The following is a 17625-nucleotide window of genomic DNA, read 5'->3' as shown; positions in this document are numbered from 1 at the left end:
TCATCTTATTCGGCAGCATATTCAAATTCTCGAGAATCAAAACTTCCAGCAGTATGCAGTACAATAAAGTCGCCATCCTCTTCCCCAGCGATCAAGAAATGCGACCAGGGAATGATAAGGGTTAGATTGATGCCGTCCGCACTGGTCCTTCCCTCACCCGATTCTGTTGGTCAGCTCGCCCAGGCCTTCAATTGCAATAGTCACTTCGTCGCCGCGCTTCAGCCAGACACGTTCCTCTTCCGGCCTACCGAGAATGACTCCTTCCGGCGTTCCGGTCAAAATAACGTCTCCCGGACGAAGCGTCATATGCCGGGACAAGAATGCGATCAGCTGTCTGCAGGAAAAGATCATGTCTGATGTGTTCGAATGCTGGACAATTTCGCCGTTCACCCGTGTCCCGATTGACAGAGCATTCGGATCGGCAACTTCATCCGCAGTCGCGATAAACGGGCCCAATGGAGCAAATCCTTCACCCGTTTTACCGAGCAGCCATTGACCCGACTGCATCTGCAGATCGCGAGCGGAGACATCGTTTGCACAGCAGTAGCCGAACACATAGTCCAATGCCTCTTCCTCTTCTATATTCGACACCGTACGTCCGATCACGATCGCTAGCTCAGCTTCATAGTCGAGCTGCTCCGTCTCGGTCGGATACGGAATCTCTTTGCCGTGAGCGATTACCGAATCGGAAAATTTACTAAAAATGACCGGCTTGTCCGGAAGCGCCATTCCCGTCTCTTCCGCATGGCGCTTATAATTCAACCCGACACAGATCAGTTTGCCCGGGTTCCATACAGCAGGCAAAAATCGAATTTCTTCATCGGCAATCGCAAACTTCGACCGTTCGGACGCACTGCGCTCCCAGGCGGAACGAATTTGTTCGATCTTTTCCGGGGATCGGATCAGTTCGTCCGTCGTAGCCGGTGGAAATGTCCAGCCGTCCAGCCAAGGACCAAGAGCCGCAAGTGGAATCAGACCGTTGTCCGATACAATTCCAATTTCAGCTGTACCTTTTCGTTCGATATTCGCAAATTTCATGCTCTGCTACCTCCTTCGGCACTCGAATACTCGGTACATGATGCAGTACCCCTCACCTATTATCATAAGCTTAATGCGGGAAAAGAAAACCTTACTTACCCAAGTTATCCTGTGAGGAATATCCGCAAAAAATAAGCACCCGCTCTGCTGAGGCAGATGCGGGTGCTTCCCGTATAATAGTGCGACTTCTATTCGGTTCTCGTTTCATACGAGCTTTCCCGATAAGCGCTGTCCCGGAAATGTTCGGACCGCTTCGCCTGCTTGGGCGATTCAGTCTCTTGCGGTGAGGAATGCCAGGCTTCAATCTTCTTCTTGCGTTTAAATTTCAGCCAGCGTTCGAGCCGACCCGCCGACTGGCGCTCGGCCAACGTCTTCTTGATTCCCTTCATCAGCAGCTTGGAGCGATCCTCATCGCTGCGTTCCAACTCGTGGAGGTCCTTCAGAAATTCATCATTCATCGTATGCATCTCCATTAACAAGGTCTCCTCTCATTATATCGAACATACGTTCCTTTGTCGAGTTTTACTCTGTCCTTTCGTTCTATACTTTTTTGCCTTCTTCGTCTTCCCTCGGAAGAGTTCCACCTTCCTCACGGATTTTCACCCGGATTCTCGGAATCAGATCATGAAAGGAACCGATCTCGCTGATATCCGAAATATCTCCGATATCCAATGTATAGTCTTCGGCTTCCGTCTCTTGGTCAAGCAGAAGACGATATTCCGACTGATATTCGTATTCTTTCGGTTTGCGGAAATATCCCCATCGACCTGTAAAATTTTCGACTTCATGGTACTCCACCATTCCTTCACGCAGTCCAAATCCGCCCCGGCGGCAGGCTGCGTCGATCCGATCCCGGAATTCTTTGGGGTTCGTAACTACGACTGCATAATCTCCGAATTTTTCATTCCAAGGATGAATCAGATGTTCCTGTTCTCCCTCCACATGCCGTTGAACCAATTCATTCGTAATACCGTACAAACTGAGCGAGTACTGCCGGTCCGCTTCATTTTCCTGCAGTACAATCGGCCCCTCTATATCTTCCAGCTGTTTGCCGCCCACATAGACTTTGTAATTGCCCGGATTATAGATGACTGAGGCCGCTTCGAATTGATCGTTGCGCCCCGACTCGTCGGGCTCTGGATTTTTGAAGGCGCTCAGACACTGGAAATGAAGCTGTCCGCGCTGAAATTTTTCCATAAACCGCTTTTCGCCGAACTTGAGCAGTACATATATTTTAAGTGGTTCTTCCATGGCTCTCTCTCCCTTTTCTGTATTTAGAAATCGTGATAGTTATCAGGGATGTACTTATATATAACCAAATATAGAGATCTTTCTGCTTAACTCGCTTAAGGATACAAATCATCGCTTAAGTCTGCTTTATCAATGGACTCTGCCAGTTGGAGTATGGAATGCCAGAACATTCAGGCTTGTGGAAAGGGTGGCGAAGAAGACATCCTTATCATTGCAAAGATGTCTCTGCGAAATCTATGAACCCGGAGCTTCACAAATGTTAATAAGAATTTTTGCACAAAAAAACTTTGTTTCTGAAGAAACAAAGTTTATCCTTCTACAGCTATTCAAGTTTTTTTCATTTTCATCCCAAATCTCATAAGCAAGCGCCGGGCTTCTTTTCGAATTTCCGAATCGGAATCCGCAGCCGCCCGCTCAAACAATTCGTATGCCTGGCTTCCATACTCTTCGAGACGCCGCAGCACCGCCAAGCGAAGCTTGTTTCCCGACGACAGGTCGCTCAACAGCCTTTCGTATTGAGGCAAGAACTCAGGCAGAGGCAATCCTTCCAAAGCTCCGACTGCGGTACGACGTACCATCTCGTCTTCATCTTCCAAAGCTCTGCCAAATGCGGAGGCGTAGGCTTCATGACCGGGTAGCTGGCCTGCATGAAAAATCGCTTCACGTCTCATTTTTGGATCGGTATGAGAGAAAAATGGAACAAGCGTCGGCAGCGGATTCACCGTTCCCTGCTCCAATATGCGCGTTATTTGACAAAGCACCCGGTGGTCTTCTTCCTGAGGCAGCAGACGCTCCAGCAAAAACGTGTGTTTTCCGCCGCCAACTTCACCATGAATATCAATTTGTCGAGCCGCATTCAACCGCTCCTCCGCCAGTCCACTTTTGAGCGCTCGTTTCAAAAAAATGTCGGCGGCGGCATAATCCTTTTGAGTCAAAACTTCCAGTGCCGCCATTCGTACAGCCGCCGAAGCATCCGTGCACTGCTCTAATAGGAAATCGAGCGTGTCTCCTTTGAGCTTGGGAAGCTTATGCATGCCTTGAATGGCACTCACCTTGACTTTCTCCTCGAGATTGGACAAATAGAGGTCATTGAGCATTACATCATCTTCGGCACGATCCATGGCAAACCAACCTGTGTCGTACCTTCCAATAACCTCGTCCAACCAGCGTTCATACCACTCCAGAAAGTTAGCTTCATATGTAAAGAACGGAATCTGGAAGCTTCGATCTATATATACAATTCTGCCGCGGTAATCGCCTGTCATCACCAGCATCATCTCAAACGTCCAGCCCATCTCCCCAATTCGCAGCAAACCGCCGTAGAGCTCCGCTTCTATGCTTTCTTTTTGGGCTGCGCCCAGGGTAGAATTGTCCAGGAAAGCAGTCATCTCTCCCCACTGCTGCTGTGTCATTTCGGGAAATAAACGACAGTCATGATTTAAAAACTCTGTCGGTTGGTCGAAATCAAGTTCCGCAATGCCGTAATAAGGACCCGCACCTCCGTTGCCAATCTGCTGAATAAATTCCGAAAAGGGTTCGGGCAGCGAAACTCCGTACTTTTTTTCAAATACTGCGATCTCTTGAGAACCGAGCGGCTCGTTCATCCTATATTGATGTCGGCTTGCCCCAAACTCTTTCAAGGCCTCGTCGCGCCGGGCAGCCATTTTCAGTTTCCAGACAATACGCTCAAGCTGCCGCTCCAACTGCGCCTGTTTCTCCACTTGTTTCCCTCCCTAAAGTAAGCCGAACTTATCTGAAAACTACCCGCACAGAACCGTTTCCAAACCGAACGTTTATTGAGCAGATTCTAGGCCTAACATTCTATTTAATGCCGGATAAACTTTCCAAACTCTTCCACTATGCTTGATTGTAACTCTTTGGCGTGTTTTGTGCAAAATTCCAAATGTCCTATTTTCCTCTCATTATAAAAACATAAAAATAGTAAACTTCATAACTTTTCCTTCAAAATATCGTTTATGAAATATCGTTTATTAGATGATATTATTCACTACAAAATGCGTGTTACACGGGAGGAATAAGGATGAATAAAAAGAAAACGACTGCTCGGCTCATTCGATTTGCATTAATACTGATCGTGTTGGCTGGATGCGCACCGGAAGTCGATTCGAAAACAAATCCAAAAACCATCATGACAAACACAAAAACGGCGACCTTGTCCGAGAATAATGAAATGTCTGATCATGCACTACAGAACGAGCGCCAAAGACTCCAAGACGTTTACGGGCTGGATGCACCCGAGGAGTCCTCTTCCGTCATGCTCGGCGACTTTGCATTCAACTTGTGCGGCGTGCAGGGCGTCTTTGGCAGCTCGAACGTCGGCTTCACGGATCCCGATTCTGCCAGGCTGTCACTGAACCGATTCGCTGCTCTGCTGAGCCATCCGCTTCCGTTCGCCGCCGAGTGCCTAGTACGCAATTAAGAACACCAAATTTATTCAAATCGAATCGGTGCGACATTCTGGCTGCTGCAATGACTTTCATACTTATTGCGGTCTGCAGCTCTCAGGGAGCCGTGTACACCATCATTGGAATTTGTCTAAGCAGCCTGACTTTGCTTGTCGACATGCTGCTACTTTTTATCGGTCTTGCAATTTCTCTATGATTCGTTCTTGGGCGCTTCCTTCTTAATGAAGGAAGCGCATTTGCTATAGAAGAACTGCAAATTGCAGCCCTAATCTATAAAATTCGTCATACATCGACTAGCGGATTTTGGCGAAAATTGTTAGGATAAATAAAATACAAATCCCACTCTTATTCGAAAAAGGGGTACTACAGATGGACCTGGGTTCCAACATCCGTACAATACGTAAACGCAAAGGCATCACGATTGCTACAATCTGCGCGGCCACCGGCCTATCGCAAGGATTCATGAGTCAAGTGGAGAACAATAAGACGTCTCCATCCATTTCCACATTGGAGCAGATTGCTCGGGCGTTGGATGTGTCACTGGCTTACCTCCTGCTGCAAAAAGAGGAACGGATGCAAATTGTTCGTAAACATGAACGGCGTCAGACGTCGGGTGGCACGGAACAGCTCAGCATTTCGCATATCGGTCATACGCCCCATATGCGAATGACCCTTGTTGAGCTGGCTCCCGGCGCTTCTTCAGGCGATACTCCTCATGCTCACGAAGGTGAAGAGGTCCATCTGGTTGTCCGCGGCTCGGTAACCGCTCAGCAGGGGGAAGATATTTATCGGCTGCACGAAGGCGATACGTTTAGTTGGAATGCCTGTGTTCCGCACCGGGTCTGTAATGATGGCGACGAACCGGCTGTTATTCTGATTGCCGTCTATACGGACAGCCGACGCGAATCAGAACTGATTTGATTGTCTTATCGGGTTCAACTCGTTTACCAAGCTTCATTCATTTCAACAAAAGTCCATGCAAAACGCCGTTCCCACCAGCAGGATGCTGATGCGGAACGGCGTTTTTGACTCTAATCGTTTTTGAGTCTATCTCAAGTTTTTGGGACGTCTTAATTAAAAAAATACGGTTCAAACGCTCAAACACTGCCCTATAAGTAGTGTTCCTGCAGGGAATTCTTAAAATCGGTTTATAGGAGCCCGGTTTACAGGCGCTCTATTTACAGGCCCAACGAGATATATTTGACCTCAAGATATTCTTCGATCCCATAATGCCCGCCCTCGCGTCCAAGTCCGCTTTCCTTGAAGCCGCCGAACGGTGCCTGTGCAGTCGAAGGCAGCGGATCGTTCAATCCGATGATCCCGAACTCAAGCCGTTCGGCAATTGTGATTGCTTCACCGATCTGTTCGGTAAACACGTAGGCAGCCAGTCCATACGGACTGCGGTTGGCGCGTTCGATTACTTCATTGATCGTACGGAAGGTCGTAATCGGAGCCAGCGGGCCGAACGTTTCTTCGTTCATGCACAGCATATCGTCGGCAGCATCTGCAATCAGCGTCGGCTGTACGAAGTGACCGGCTCCGCCTTCCATAGCTCGTCCACCGCCGACCAATACCCGAGCCCCTTTGGATGTGGCATCTTCAATCTGTGCCAGCACTTTGTCGACTGCCGCTGCGTTGATCAGCGGGCCGATGTCCGTGCCGTCATCCAGGCCGTTTCCTACTTTCAACTCTGCTGCTTTGGCCGCCGCCAGTTCTGTAAAGCGTTCCGCTGCCTTTTCATGAACATATATGCGATTCGTACAGACGCACGTCTGTCCGCCGTTGCGAAACTTGGATACAATCATCCCCTGCGCCGCTTTTTCCAAGTCGGCATGCTCCGTTACGATAAACGGTGCATGTCCACCAAGTTCAAGCGAAAGTTTTTTCATCGTATCGGCTGCGCCTTTCATCAGTTCTTTCCCAACGCGGGTAGAGCCGGTAAAAGACAGCTTACGCACGCGCGGATCGCGCTGCCAGACACCACCGATCTCACTTGGTACGCCTGTAACCATATTGATAACGCCTTTCGGAATCCCCGCTTCCTCTGCCAATTCTGCCAATCGAAGTGCCGTAAACGGCGTTTCTTCCGACGGCTTGACGACGATAGTGCACCCTGCTGCAAGCGCAGGTGCGGCTTTGCGTGTAATCATCGAAGCAGGGAAATTCCAAGGTGTAATCATCGCGGCAACACCAATCGGCTGCTTCGTTACCCAAATTCGTTTGTTCGGAGAAGAAGCGGGAATTGTCTCGCCGTATACCCGCTTACCTTCCTCGGCGTACCATTGGATGAAGCTGTTCGCATAGTCAATCTCGCCTGCCGCTTCCTTCAGCGGCTTGCCCTGCTCCAGCGTCATAATACGTGCGAGCTCATCGCGGTGCTTAATGATCAGCGCGTGCCAATTGAGCAGAAGGCGTCCGCGTTCGGCGGCCGGCAGCGTCGACCAGGACGGGAATGCCGAGTAAGCTGCGTCCACTGCAGCTTGAGCGTCGGCTTCGCTCGCTTGGGCCGTTCGGCCGATTACCTTGCCGTTCGCTGGATTTTTAACTTCTATATAGTCGGACGTCTCTTTCCATGAGCCGCCGATCAGCAGTTTTCCGTGCATCTCCATGCGTCACACTTCCTTTGTTTCGGTATTGGGAACAGAACGGGTTCGACTGTTGTGAGCCAAACCTCTATCATTTTAGTATACAATAACAGGTTGGCCCTTCGCATGCGCACCAATGCCAGCCCGAATCAATTGGACTTACAAACCTCCCAAGGAAGGCGGATTCCGAAAGATTACAACTCATTGTCTGCTCCTGCAGCGTATCCCATTTCACGAAGTATTGAAAAGAACAGCACTAATAATGGATAATGAATACAGCAGACTCGGAATCTGTGTCCATTATTTCAAAAGAAACAATGTGCCTATCCCAGAAATCTGGGGAAAGCGAGGAGGAAAGATATGGATCAGACAATCATCCGCTTATCAGGCAGGCTGCATCGATTGGCGGACAAGCTTCCGTCTCCGCGTGCCTACCGCAGTGCCTGCTTGTCCATACTGTCCGAAGTGATGCCGTTTGACGGCGCCTGCTTTACCGGTGTGGACGGAAATACCGGGCTCAGCACCGGATCGGTAACCGACGATGCCGTCGAAGCGATTCATCCGCGCCTCTTCGAGTACGAATATCGCGGCGAAGACTTTAATCGCTATGATCAGCTTGCAGCTGCGGAAGTTCCGGCTGCCGCTCTGCACTTGGCTTCGAACAGGCAGCCGGAACGCAGTGCGCGCTTCCGGGATATTTTGTCGCCGGCCGGCTTCGGCGACGAGCTGCGCGCCGTACTGACGGCGCGCGGTCGGCGCTGCGGCCATCTGACGCTGCTGCGCCGGAGCAAACGTCCTCCGTTCACGGAGGACGACGTGCGCCTGGTCGCGGCGCTGCTGCCGCAGATGGCCGCTTATCTGCGGCAGGCCTCGTTCTCCGCAGATGAGGCGGAGAACGAGGCCGGGCAGCCGCTTCCGCTGCCCCACGAGGCCGGCGTCTTCGTGCTGTCGGAGCGCCTGCAGCTGCTGGCCGCCAATGCTGCGGCCGAAGGCTGGCTCGCCGCGCTGCGCGGCGCCGAGCGTATTGGACCGGACATCATGCCCCGTCCGGTCCGCGCGGTCTGCGCCCGCGCCCTGTCGCCGTCTCCGCAGGACGGCTCCTCCGCCGAATATGCCGCGCGGGTCTGCGTCCCCGCGCCCGGCGGCTATTACATTGGCATCCGCGCCAGCCGGATGAAGAGCACCGACGGCGAGATTCAGCTCGCCGTCACGGTCGAGCGTGCACGACCTGCGGACATTCTGCCAGTGCTCGCCGAGAATTTCGGCTTGACCGAACGGGAGCGTGAAGTGGTGGACAGGATTGTCCAAGGCTTATCCGGCAAGGAAGCCGCGCTCTCGCTGCACATGTCGGAGTATACGCTGCAGGATCATTTGAAGTCGGCCTTTCGCAAGACCGGTACGAAAAGCCGCCGGGAGTTGGTCTGGCAGCTGTACTCGCGGTTCAGTTGAGTGAATAGACGCTGCATAAGCTACTAGAAACATAAGCCGCAGTAGGAGTACCTGAATAGCGAGCTCCCCTCAGCAACCAGCCGTAGAAATATTGATTCGAAAAGCAAAATTTTAAAAGTAAGATTTCAAAAATAAAAACCCTCGATCTCCGATATAAGGAGTCGAGGGTTTGATTTATTTTAAAGTTTACTATAAGAAAGTAGTCCGAGACGCCGACTTACTTACTTACTTACTTACTTACTCGCTTTCTTCCTTGCTTAATCTCTACCTGCCTTTGCTCATCGCAAATACATCGCCGCAAGTTCGGCGGCTTGGCGATTTTTCATCTCGATCTCCGCTCTTCTCGGCATCGGAGCCCACAAAGAAGTATCGTCAAGCCAAGTCTCAGGCAGCGGCTCGGGACTTTGCGGATTCCAGCGCTCCAACCATTCCTGCGGCAGCCGAAGATTCGGGCTGCTGTCGAGTTCCTTCAGCAGCGGATGCTCGCTCATCTCCATCCACAGCAGCGACCAGGCTCTCGGCACAACGCGCCATATATCATAACCGCCTCCGCCAAGCGCTACCCATCTGCCGCCGCAGTAAGCGTGCGCAGCCTTATGCAGCATTTTGGGCATCTCACGGTAAATTTTCATGGAGCAGTGGATATGAGCCAATGGATCCAATGCATGAGCATCGCAGCCGTGCTGGCTGATGATGATATCGGGCTGCGCTTTGCGCAGGACATCATCCAGCACGCTGCCGAAACATTCCAGCCACGAATCGTCTTCCGTATACGGTTCCATCGGCAAATTGACCGTACATCCGAACCCTTCGCCTTCTCCACGCTGTTCCACCAGACCTGTGCCTGGAAACAAATATTTCCCTGTCTCGTGAATTGAATACGTATAGACACCCGGATCGCTGTAGAATGACATTTCCACACCGTCTCCATGATGCACATCCGTATCAACGTACAGCACTTTTGCCCCGTATTCTTTTCGGATAAAAGAAATGGCAATCGACGCATCATTGTACACGCAGAAGCCTGAACCGCGCTGCGGCATGGCATGATGCAGTCCACCAGCCAGATTGACCGCATGGCGGGCATCGCCATCCATCACCATCTTCGCCGCCGCGACCGACGCGGCCGCAATAATTTCCGCGCTGCGATGCATACCGGGAAAAAACGGCGTGTCTTCCGAATTCAAACCGTATTTCTGCGCTTCGTCCACAATTCCGTTGTCGGGAACCGGTTCGCTGAGCGCTTTGACCCGCTCTACGTACTCCGGTATGTGCACAGCGTGCAGCAGCGCTTCATCCAAGCGATCGGCCGGCACAATTTCTCCGTCCGTCGGAAAAGCGCCTGCCGTCCGCAGCAAATCCCGGGTTAAGGTAATTCGGCGCTGATCAAATGGATGATCCTGACCGAACACGTAATTCAAACTGTTTGGATGAAACAAATAAACGGCATCCCGCATGCTGCGTTTCCCTCCTTCCGACTCTCCAACCTCTTCCGCTTTCAGTACATTTCAAACGTTTGTCACCCGATTTTTTAGTACATAAAGCGCTGTCTGAACCGGAGCCGATCGAACGCTTCGACGGATTCTTGAGGCACCTTTTTTCCGACACGTACCATGAGGCAGTTGGCCGGATGGCTGCAGATTTCCGGATCATCCGTCGCAAACCAGACCATGTCGACGTTTTTCATCAGATCCTCCATCATTTTACGATAATCCCAGACGCTCAATCCTGTGCTTTCGAGATCCCAATGCCAGTAATATTCCGTTGTAAAGACGATAACATTATCCAGTTGACCGCCACGAAAAGCGATTTCCAGCAGTTTTTTGCTCAATCCCAATCCTCTGTAATCGTTTGCAACTTCAATGGCGCCAAGTTCGATCAGATCGTCCATTTTCCCTTCCGACCAGCGCTCGTACTCATCTGCATAATGAAACGTGACGTAACCGACGATTGTTTTATCTTCAACAGCCGCTATAATGCGTCCTTCCGGCAGTTCCGCGATCTCAACCAGCGCTTCATGCTGCTCTTTCGGGCGGCGGAACGCGTCGAGCTGCGGATGCAGACTCATTTTTTGCAGGCGTTCCGAAGGGATCGGCCCCTGAATGACCAACTTATTTCCTCCTTCGCCAAATGTCTCTTCATAATTGATCTTAATATGTTCCATACGGCCTCCTTTCGCTCTGAACGGTATCCCTTCCAAGCAGGCCACCGCCGAAAAAAGTTGAGCTTATGGCAGACGATGCTGTGTTCTTGTATTTATCATAGCCGCTTTGTCTGCCGAACACCATCGTCAACCTGCTGATGAACTGCAGCTGAACGATAAAATAAACGTTTGAACCGAAGGAACGGTCCTCCAGACTGCACTTTTCCCTATTGAAAAATCGACAATCTCTACGATTATGTTATACTACAGAAAATTCGACGTTTTGCTTCCCGGCCAGCCGATCATAACGTCCCTCTGCAGAAAGACCGTGACAGCCTAACGCCGAAGCTTTAAGATTTACCGTTTATTTGTAAGCGCTGCATCTGTAAGAATGGTAAGGTCTATTACTTGATCCTGCACCTCATTCTCTTACGCGACTGGAGGCTCTTATGGAAAAAGACACGGTAGAAATCATTGGCGTCGAAACGCAGCACTCGAATCTGGGCGATTACGAAGAGGCCCGGCGCGAGTTCAATTGGATGGACGAGGAAAAGCGATTCAGCTGGCATGCAACCGGCCGTGTCAATCTCGCTTTCGAAGCGATCGATCGACATGCGCAGTCTGGCCTCGGCGATAAGATCGCCCTGCATTACAGTGATCCGGAGCGCAGCGAGTCGTACACATTCGAACAGCTGCGGCAGGAATCGAACCGGGCGGCCAATATGCTGCGGAGTCTGGGTATCGGAAAAGGCGACCGCGTGTTTATCTTCATGCCGCGCACGCCGGAATTGTACTTTACCCTGCTTGGCGTAATCAAGATCGGTGCGATTGCCGGACCTCTGTTCGAAGCGTTTATGGAGACAGCCGTACGCGACCGTCTGAAGGACAGCGGAGCCGTCGCGATCGTGACCACACCGAAATTGGCCGAACGTATTCCCGCGCACGAGCTGCCGGAGCTGAAGCATGTGATTCTGGTAGATACGTCCACAAGCGGCGAGACAGCGGAAGGCGAAAGTATGCTGCCAGAAGATTCTCCTTTTGCCGATTTCAATAAATTGATGAGTGAGGCATCCACAGAGACCGAGATACAATGGGTCGACCGCGAAGACGGGCTGATCCTGCATTATACGTCAGGCTCAACAGGTAAGCCCAAAGGCGTATATCATGTACACGGCGCCATGATTCAGCATGCGTATACAGGCCGGGTCGTGCTGGATCTGCGGGATGATGATGTCTACTGGTGCACCGCCGATCCCGGCTGGGTAACGGGAACCTCATACGGCATTTTCGCTCCATGGTTGAACGGCGTCACGAATGTCATCCGCGGCGGCCGCTTCAGTCCACAGGACTGGTACGAGACGCTTCAGCGCTATAAAGTCACTGTCTGGTACAGCGCGCCAACAGCATTCCGCATGCTGATGGGCGCAGGCGACGAATCCGTCAAAGCATACGACCTGTCTTCGCTTCGGCATGTACTAAGCGTCGGAGAGCCTCTGAACCCCGAGGTGATCCGCTGGGGTCACCGCGTCTATGGCCAGCGCATTCACGATACTTGGTGGATGACGGAAACAGGCGCTCAGCTCATCTGCAACTACCCGTCCATGGAACTGCGCCCGGGTTCGATGGGTAAACCGATTCCCGGCATCGAAGCTGCGATTATTGACGATCAAGGGAATGTTCTGCCGCCGCTGCGTATGGGCAATCTGGCCATACGTACGCCATGGCCGTCGATCATGCGCAAGATCTGGAACAATCCTGCAAAATTCGAAGAGTACACGCGTATTGAAGGCTGGTACATTTCGGGTGACTCCGCCTATATGGATGAGGACGGCTACTTCTGGTTCCAAGGCCGCATCGATGATGTGATCAATACATCCGGCGAGCGGGTAGGTCCGTTCGAAGTCGAGAGCAAACTTGTCGAGCACCCGGCCATCGCCGAAGCGGGCGTGATCGGCAAGCCGGACCCGGTGCGCGGCGAAGTCATCAAAGCGTTCATTTCGCTGCGCGAAGGCTATGAAGCAAGCGATGAACTGAAAGCCGAGATTACGAAGTTCGTCAAGGACGGTCTTTCTGCCCATGCCGCCCCTCGCGAGATCGAATTCAAAGACAAGCTGCCGAAAACGCGAAGCGGCAAAATTATGCGCCGCGTATTGAAAGCTTGGGAGCTGAAGCTGCCGGCCGGCGATTTGTCGACGATCGAGGATTAAGAACTTGAGAACTTAAGAAGTCTGGATTGTCCAAAAGCCCGTTATTCGCAGAGGCGGATAATGGGCTTTTCAACGTATTCAATATTATATTTCCATAACACATTTTAATCCTTAAGCCTAGTACCTTTCTCGAGCAGTTCAGCCGCCTCCATTCAGCTTTATTCTATCCTTTTGAAATTCATAAATGTAAATCAGAGTTACTATAAATGTAAAATTATATTATTTCAAACTTTTTATGTTTCTAAGAAAAACCCCCTGTTTATTAAAAAGTGAAAATACATATTCTCAGGAGGAATGCTCAATTGAATAGTCGAATGAGAAAGACGCTGTTAAGCTTAACGACGGTTTCTTTGGCTGTACCGTTTCTGCTTGCCCCTCTTCCTTCTCCTGTTTCTGATGCCGTTCTTCATGCCGCTTCTGCCGAAACTCCTGCTCCAATGGATGATCCGGCTCGCGCGCAGCTGCTGCGAGAGATCGAGATGTTCAAGCACGCTGCCACTCACATGTCTCAATATTCCATGCAGGGCAGTCTGATTTCGCTATACTCGGAAACGTATGCCGACCGGATCGCCGCCGAAACGACGAAGATCGCAAAGAGCGAGAGCTCTACACCGGCGCAGTTGGCTCGAGCACTCAAGTACGTGCGGTTCAACCTCGACGATTATATCGAAAAAGGCAAGCCGTATACGTGGTACATGCTGCATAAAATGTTGAGCTATTTGCAGCTGCATTTCCCGACAGGCGACGGACCGGGCGAATATTCTCAAGCAACAGTGGATGCCTTTATTGCGAAGGCTGTAAGGTATCTGGAACGGGTCGACGCCGGAGAAGACAGTGTCGTCGTATTCAGAGAGTATATCGCAGCCATGACGGACTTCTATGCCAGCACCAATCCGTAAAGCAAGCCCAGTTTTGAAGCAGTATGTTTTGCCATCTACTCTTCAATGATAACGGGAGGTAATCCATTGAATCTATTCAACCGCAAAAAGGTCGGCCGGCTTCTGCTTCCTGCTCTTGCCACACTTCTCTGCTTCGGTTCTCTGCCTGCACTGGCCCAAGAAGACGGTGTCTCCTCTTCCGCATCCATATCCTCCGATGCCCAAACACCTTCGGGGATCGGACTGCAGGATGCCGAGCGTCTGGAAATTCTTCGAAACGCCAGAGCCCTGTATCAATTTAATGAGCATTACAAAAGCTCCTTCGAGACTCAAGGCCTTTACTCCACATACAAACAAACGAGTTTTGAGACCTTCGCAATCGCTTTCAACCCAAATTCAACACGCAGCGATCTTACAGCTGCTTCGCAGCGCTTGGACGCTTTCCCACCGTACGAGTTGTTTTGGGATGTAGGTGGTTCCGGCCTTGACGCAGTTCTGTTCGAAGCGGAAATGCAGCTTCACTTATATACCGAGTTCGGAAGCGAATCCGGCCAGTGGAGCGAAGCGGTCGGCGAACAGTGGATGAACGAGATCGCTCTGATTCGTGATGAGTTCTATCAGCTCATGTATAACTGGGATGAAGGTCAAGAAGCTTGGCGTTTATACTGGGAATACTTGAACGCTATGGCTGATTTCGAAGACAAACGCAACGGTCGGACAGACATTTGGGAACAAACTTTCCAGACTCGCGCCGACGTACTGAATCGTGTGGCTGCCGGCCAGCTGTCCAGAGAACAAACGGCTGAATTCGATTCAGCCGTACAGAAGTTGGAAACGCTGCTCGCCGCTTTGGGATCGCCTGAAGAAATCCAAGCAGCATTTTCGCAGGTTCAGTCGGCTTACGAAGCACTGCCATCCTCCGGTAATCCAGGCACAAGTCTAGCGGCCGACATCGAAGCTGCACACAAACTGCTCGATCTGCCAAAAGGTATCCGATCCGGTCAATATCCGGCTTCGGCATTCGGAACTTTGCGCCGGGCAATTAACGAGGCCCAGCTTTCTCTTACGAGAGGTGGCACGGAAGCGCAGCTTAAACAGGCGCAGGACAAACTGGCCTCTTCCGTCGCAGATTTTCTCAGTAGAAAGAAACCTTGATTTCCTGACTGCACCTGAACACATGAAAAATCTCAGCACCAAAAGACTCGAAGGCGTCAAAGCGCACTTCGAGTCTTTTTTGTTCACTAACTAAACTTTATACAAAGAAGATGACTCCAAACACAACCATTCCCAGAACCGCCAGCACCAGCATAATGAGAGACACAACGTACTGCTTCGATCCTTTTAAAAATTTCCATTCGATCCAAGCCTGCAGTCCTATTTGAGCTGCAAAATAAACGATGAAAAAGCAGAACGTGCCGGCAAACGTCAACCGTTCCGAAACGAAATACAAAAAGTACAGCGTAGGCAGTGCAATGGCTACCAGTATAAGCCTGCCTATAATTTCGATCTTACGTCCTGCCGGGTCAGTGACTCTCTGCAAACCGTGCCCAAGCAGGCACCGAGAAAGCAGGTAATAGACGGAAAAGTACAGCACAAGAAATGCCGCCAATCCTATAAGCACGTTTTCGGCCTCCTTGTTTTGACTTCATCCGCAATCTTTTTTCGCAAAGTCAATCATGTAACGGCTTATACGTTAAAAAGCGGATAAGGTTACAAAGGACTGAAAAGAAGCTTCATCGTCAACTATGTTCTTATTGAGCCATTATCTCCTCCATTTCTTTAATGCTGCTCTTCATATCAATGCTACCCTTTACTTGGATGCTGCTCTTCGTTTCGATGACCGGCCTCCGCCGCAAATATTTGCATCGCCTTGCTCATAAACGCTGCCAACCCTTCACCGTACTGGTCGATATTTTTCGTGAAGCGTTCATCCTGCACATACATCTGTCCAAGTCCGGCAAAAGCTTCATACGAGTATGATCCGAAATTGTCCAGAAATGTGTACCAGTGCCCGATTGCCTTCTGCGCTAGCGGCGAAGAAGGATCTTCATGACGCACTTCCGCAAGCTCCATCATTCGATCCTCCCATTCCCGCTGCAGCTCGGCCTTCATCTGCTGCGTTCCGGTGCGGTCTGCCAGTCTGCGCTTCGATTCATCGATCGCTGCATCTCCCCAGCGCTCACGTGCCTCCTGCTCATACGGATCGTTCGTAAAGTCGATTCCTTCAAATCGCTGTTGATTCGTCATTTGTATCTCTCCTTTGGCATGTTGTATCGTGCGGTCAATATTGTCGATCATGCGCCGCGTATGCTCCAGTTTCTCCTCCAGCATCCGGCGCTGAAGCTCCAAAGCTTCTAACCGGTCGAAGGCAGGGTTATCCAGCATTTGTCTGATTTCCTTCAGCGAAAAGCCCAGTTCCCGAAAAAACAAAATCTGCTGCAGTCGTTCCAGATCGTGGTCGGCGTAAAGCCGGTAACCAGCATTCGAGACGGCTTCCGGCCGCAGCAGTCCGAGCTCGTCGTAATGATGCAGTGTACGGACGCTGACTCCCGCAAGCTGCGCTACTTCTTTGACTTTCAAAGCCAATCAGCTCACCTCCTTCATATACACAGCTTAGAGGATCACGTTACGTGAGGGTCAACACTCTTTTACGAAAAAAGAAAAACTTTCCGAATGCGCTTATTCGACGCATGTTGGAAAGTTTAGCGATATGAGCCATTCTAAAACCCTAAGACCAAATGCCGATTCTGCTTTCGCCCATTGCCAGCTCGGCAACAATCGGATAATGATCCGACGGGTATTTGCCCGTAAAGTCACGTCGGTCAATAAGGGTTTGCAGCACGACCAAGGGAGGCACCACGAAAATATAATCGATCGGTTCTCCTTCGCCCCCGCCTTTGAAATCGTGAAACGTACGGCCGGGTTCTCCGGCAAGCGCCGTATAGGCGTCTTGCAGATCCGGACGATCCCCAGCTTCCGTTATTTCGCCGCGCAGATAGCGCAGCGGCGTATCGGATGGACCGCCATTCATGTCTCCCATCAAAATGCCGACGCTGCCCGGATAGTCGCTATCGTGCCGGAGCATGACGGACGCAATCAATTTGGTGCCTTCCATTCTTGCCGTTTCTCCAATATGATCAAGATGCGTATTATACACACGGATCTGCGTTCCGGAAGCGGCATGTATAAACCGTCCCCATGTGCAGATGCGCGGGTAATCGCTGTCCCAGCCGATCGACCCCGACACTTCCGGCGTTTCAGACAACCAGAACTGCCCCTGCTCGATGATTTCGAAATCTTCTTTCCGATAAAAAATTGCGCAGTATTCGTCCTCTGTCCCTCCGCAGCGCCCTTCGCCAATCCAGCCGTAATCCGTCAAATATCCCTGAAGATCTTCCAGCATAAGCAGATATCCTTCCTGGATACCGACAAAAGACGGTGCATGTTCCAGGATCGTCTCCCCCGCCAGCGGCGCGCGGTTGACCCATTCGTTTCCCGCATCGTTGGCGGTATAGGTGCGCAGATTGAAGCTCATCACTTTAAGTTTAAGCGTCGGGCGAGCGCCACGTTCGGCTTTCGTAGCTCGATTCATTTTTCATCCTCCTCTAACCTTACATTTTTGCTTTGTTTCAAACTTCCCCCGTGTTT

General features: G+C 51.0%; 16 protein-coding genes. 6 read left to right on the top strand and 10 right to left on the bottom strand.

The genetic code is table 11. From position 1 onward, the window contains the following. Positions 1-153: 153 nt before the first annotated feature. The 4 genes from F456_RS0108175 to F456_RS0108160 all read right to left on the bottom strand — a co-directional run bounded on the left by F456_RS0108175 (position 154) and on the right by F456_RS0108160 (position 4010). Entirely contained in the window at positions 154-1038 is an 885-nt protein-coding gene (locus F456_RS0108175) for a fumarylacetoacetate hydrolase family protein (protein ID WP_018976526.1), read from the bottom strand. A gap of 188 nt (positions 1039-1226) precedes the next feature. Beyond that, positions 1227-1511, bottom strand: coding sequence for a hypothetical protein (locus tag F456_RS0108170; RefSeq protein ID WP_018976525.1), 285 nt, complete (start codon positions 1509-1511; stop codon positions 1227-1229). 67 nt (positions 1512-1578) lie between these two features. Beyond that, complete coding sequence (locus tag F456_RS0108165; RefSeq protein WP_018976524.1) at positions 1579-2289, bottom strand: hypothetical protein; 711 nt, start codon at positions 2287-2289, stop codon at positions 1579-1581. Positions 2290-2615: 326 nt separating this feature from the next. After that, positions 2616-4010 carry a HEAT repeat domain-containing protein gene (locus F456_RS0108160; RefSeq protein ID WP_018976523.1) on the bottom strand — a complete coding sequence of 465 codons (1395 nt, stop codon included), beginning with the start codon at positions 4008-4010 and terminating at the stop codon, positions 2616-2618. A gap of 320 nt (positions 4011-4330) precedes the next feature. Between F456_RS0108160 and F456_RS0108155 the strand changes: the two genes are divergently transcribed. After that, positions 4331-4729 carry a hypothetical protein gene (locus F456_RS0108155; RefSeq protein ID WP_018976522.1) on the top strand — a complete coding sequence of 133 codons (399 nt, stop codon included), beginning with the start codon at positions 4331-4333 and terminating at the stop codon, positions 4727-4729. A gap of 355 nt (positions 4730-5084) precedes the next feature. Further along, positions 5085-5636, top strand: a complete 552-nt coding sequence (locus tag F456_RS0108150; RefSeq protein WP_018976521.1) for a helix-turn-helix domain-containing protein — start codon at positions 5085-5087, stop codon at positions 5634-5636. Between the two features lie 257 nt (positions 5637-5893). Here F456_RS0108150 and F456_RS0108145 read toward each other — a convergent pair whose 3' ends face one another. Further along, positions 5894-7324 (bottom strand): NAD-dependent succinate-semialdehyde dehydrogenase, encoded by a 1431-nt coding sequence (locus F456_RS0108145; RefSeq protein WP_018976520.1) that lies wholly within the window; start codon positions 7322-7324, stop codon positions 5894-5896. 336 nt (positions 7325-7660) lie between these two features. Between F456_RS0108145 and F456_RS0108140 the strand changes: the two genes are divergently transcribed. After that, positions 7661-8749, top strand: a complete 1089-nt coding sequence (locus tag F456_RS0108140; RefSeq protein ID WP_018976519.1) for a helix-turn-helix transcriptional regulator — start codon at positions 7661-7663, stop codon at positions 8747-8749. Positions 8750-9027: 278 nt separating this feature from the next. On the opposite strand, the gene F456_RS0108135 is transcribed toward F456_RS0108140, so the two are convergent. Then, positions 9028-10206, bottom strand: a complete 1179-nt coding sequence (locus F456_RS0108135) for an acetoin utilization protein AcuC (protein WP_018976518.1) — start codon at positions 10204-10206, stop codon at positions 9028-9030. A gap of 74 nt (positions 10207-10280) precedes the next feature. Continuing rightward, a complete protein-coding gene (locus F456_RS0108130) occupies positions 10281-10913 on the bottom strand; it encodes a GNAT family N-acetyltransferase (RefSeq protein ID WP_018976517.1) in 633 nt (210 codons plus the stop codon). Positions 10914-11341: 428 nt separating this feature from the next. Here F456_RS0108130 and acsA point away from each other — a divergent pair, with 428 nt between their 5' ends. From acsA to F456_RS0108115, 3 genes are all read left to right on the top strand, one after another. Further along, positions 11342-13099, top strand: coding sequence for an acetate--CoA ligase (acsA, locus tag F456_RS0108125; protein WP_018976516.1), 1758 nt, complete (start codon positions 11342-11344; stop codon positions 13097-13099). Between the two features lie 302 nt (positions 13100-13401). Then, positions 13402-13998 carry a hypothetical protein gene (locus F456_RS0108120; RefSeq protein ID WP_157060033.1) on the top strand — a complete coding sequence of 199 codons (597 nt, stop codon included), beginning with the start codon at positions 13402-13404 and terminating at the stop codon, positions 13996-13998. Between the two features lie 66 nt (positions 13999-14064). Further along, complete coding sequence (locus tag F456_RS0108115) at positions 14065-15132, top strand: hypothetical protein (protein WP_018976514.1); 1068 nt, start codon at positions 14065-14067, stop codon at positions 15130-15132. Between the two features lie 97 nt (positions 15133-15229). On the opposite strand, the gene F456_RS0108110 is transcribed toward F456_RS0108115, so the two are convergent. From F456_RS0108110 to F456_RS0108100, 3 genes are all read right to left on the bottom strand, one after another. After that, positions 15230-15598, bottom strand: a complete 369-nt coding sequence (locus tag F456_RS0108110) for a DUF4181 domain-containing protein (protein WP_018976513.1) — start codon at positions 15596-15598, stop codon at positions 15230-15232. A 182-nt stretch (positions 15599-15780) separates the two neighbouring features. Beyond that, entirely contained in the window at positions 15781-16563 is a 783-nt protein-coding gene (locus F456_RS0108105; protein ID WP_018976512.1) for a MerR family transcriptional regulator, read from the bottom strand. Between the two features lie 142 nt (positions 16564-16705). After that, entirely contained in the window at positions 16706-17569 is an 864-nt protein-coding gene (locus F456_RS0108100) for an endonuclease/exonuclease/phosphatase family protein (RefSeq protein ID WP_018976511.1), read from the bottom strand. Positions 17570-17625: the final 56 nt, after the last annotated feature.

The organism is Saccharibacillus kuerlensis DSM 22868 (assembly GCF_000378145.1).
Lineage (GTDB): Bacteria > Bacillota > Bacilli > Paenibacillales > Paenibacillaceae > Saccharibacillus > Saccharibacillus kuerlensis.
Note: the sequence above shows the minus strand (reverse complement) of the source record. Positions and strands in the feature narration are given on the sequence as shown.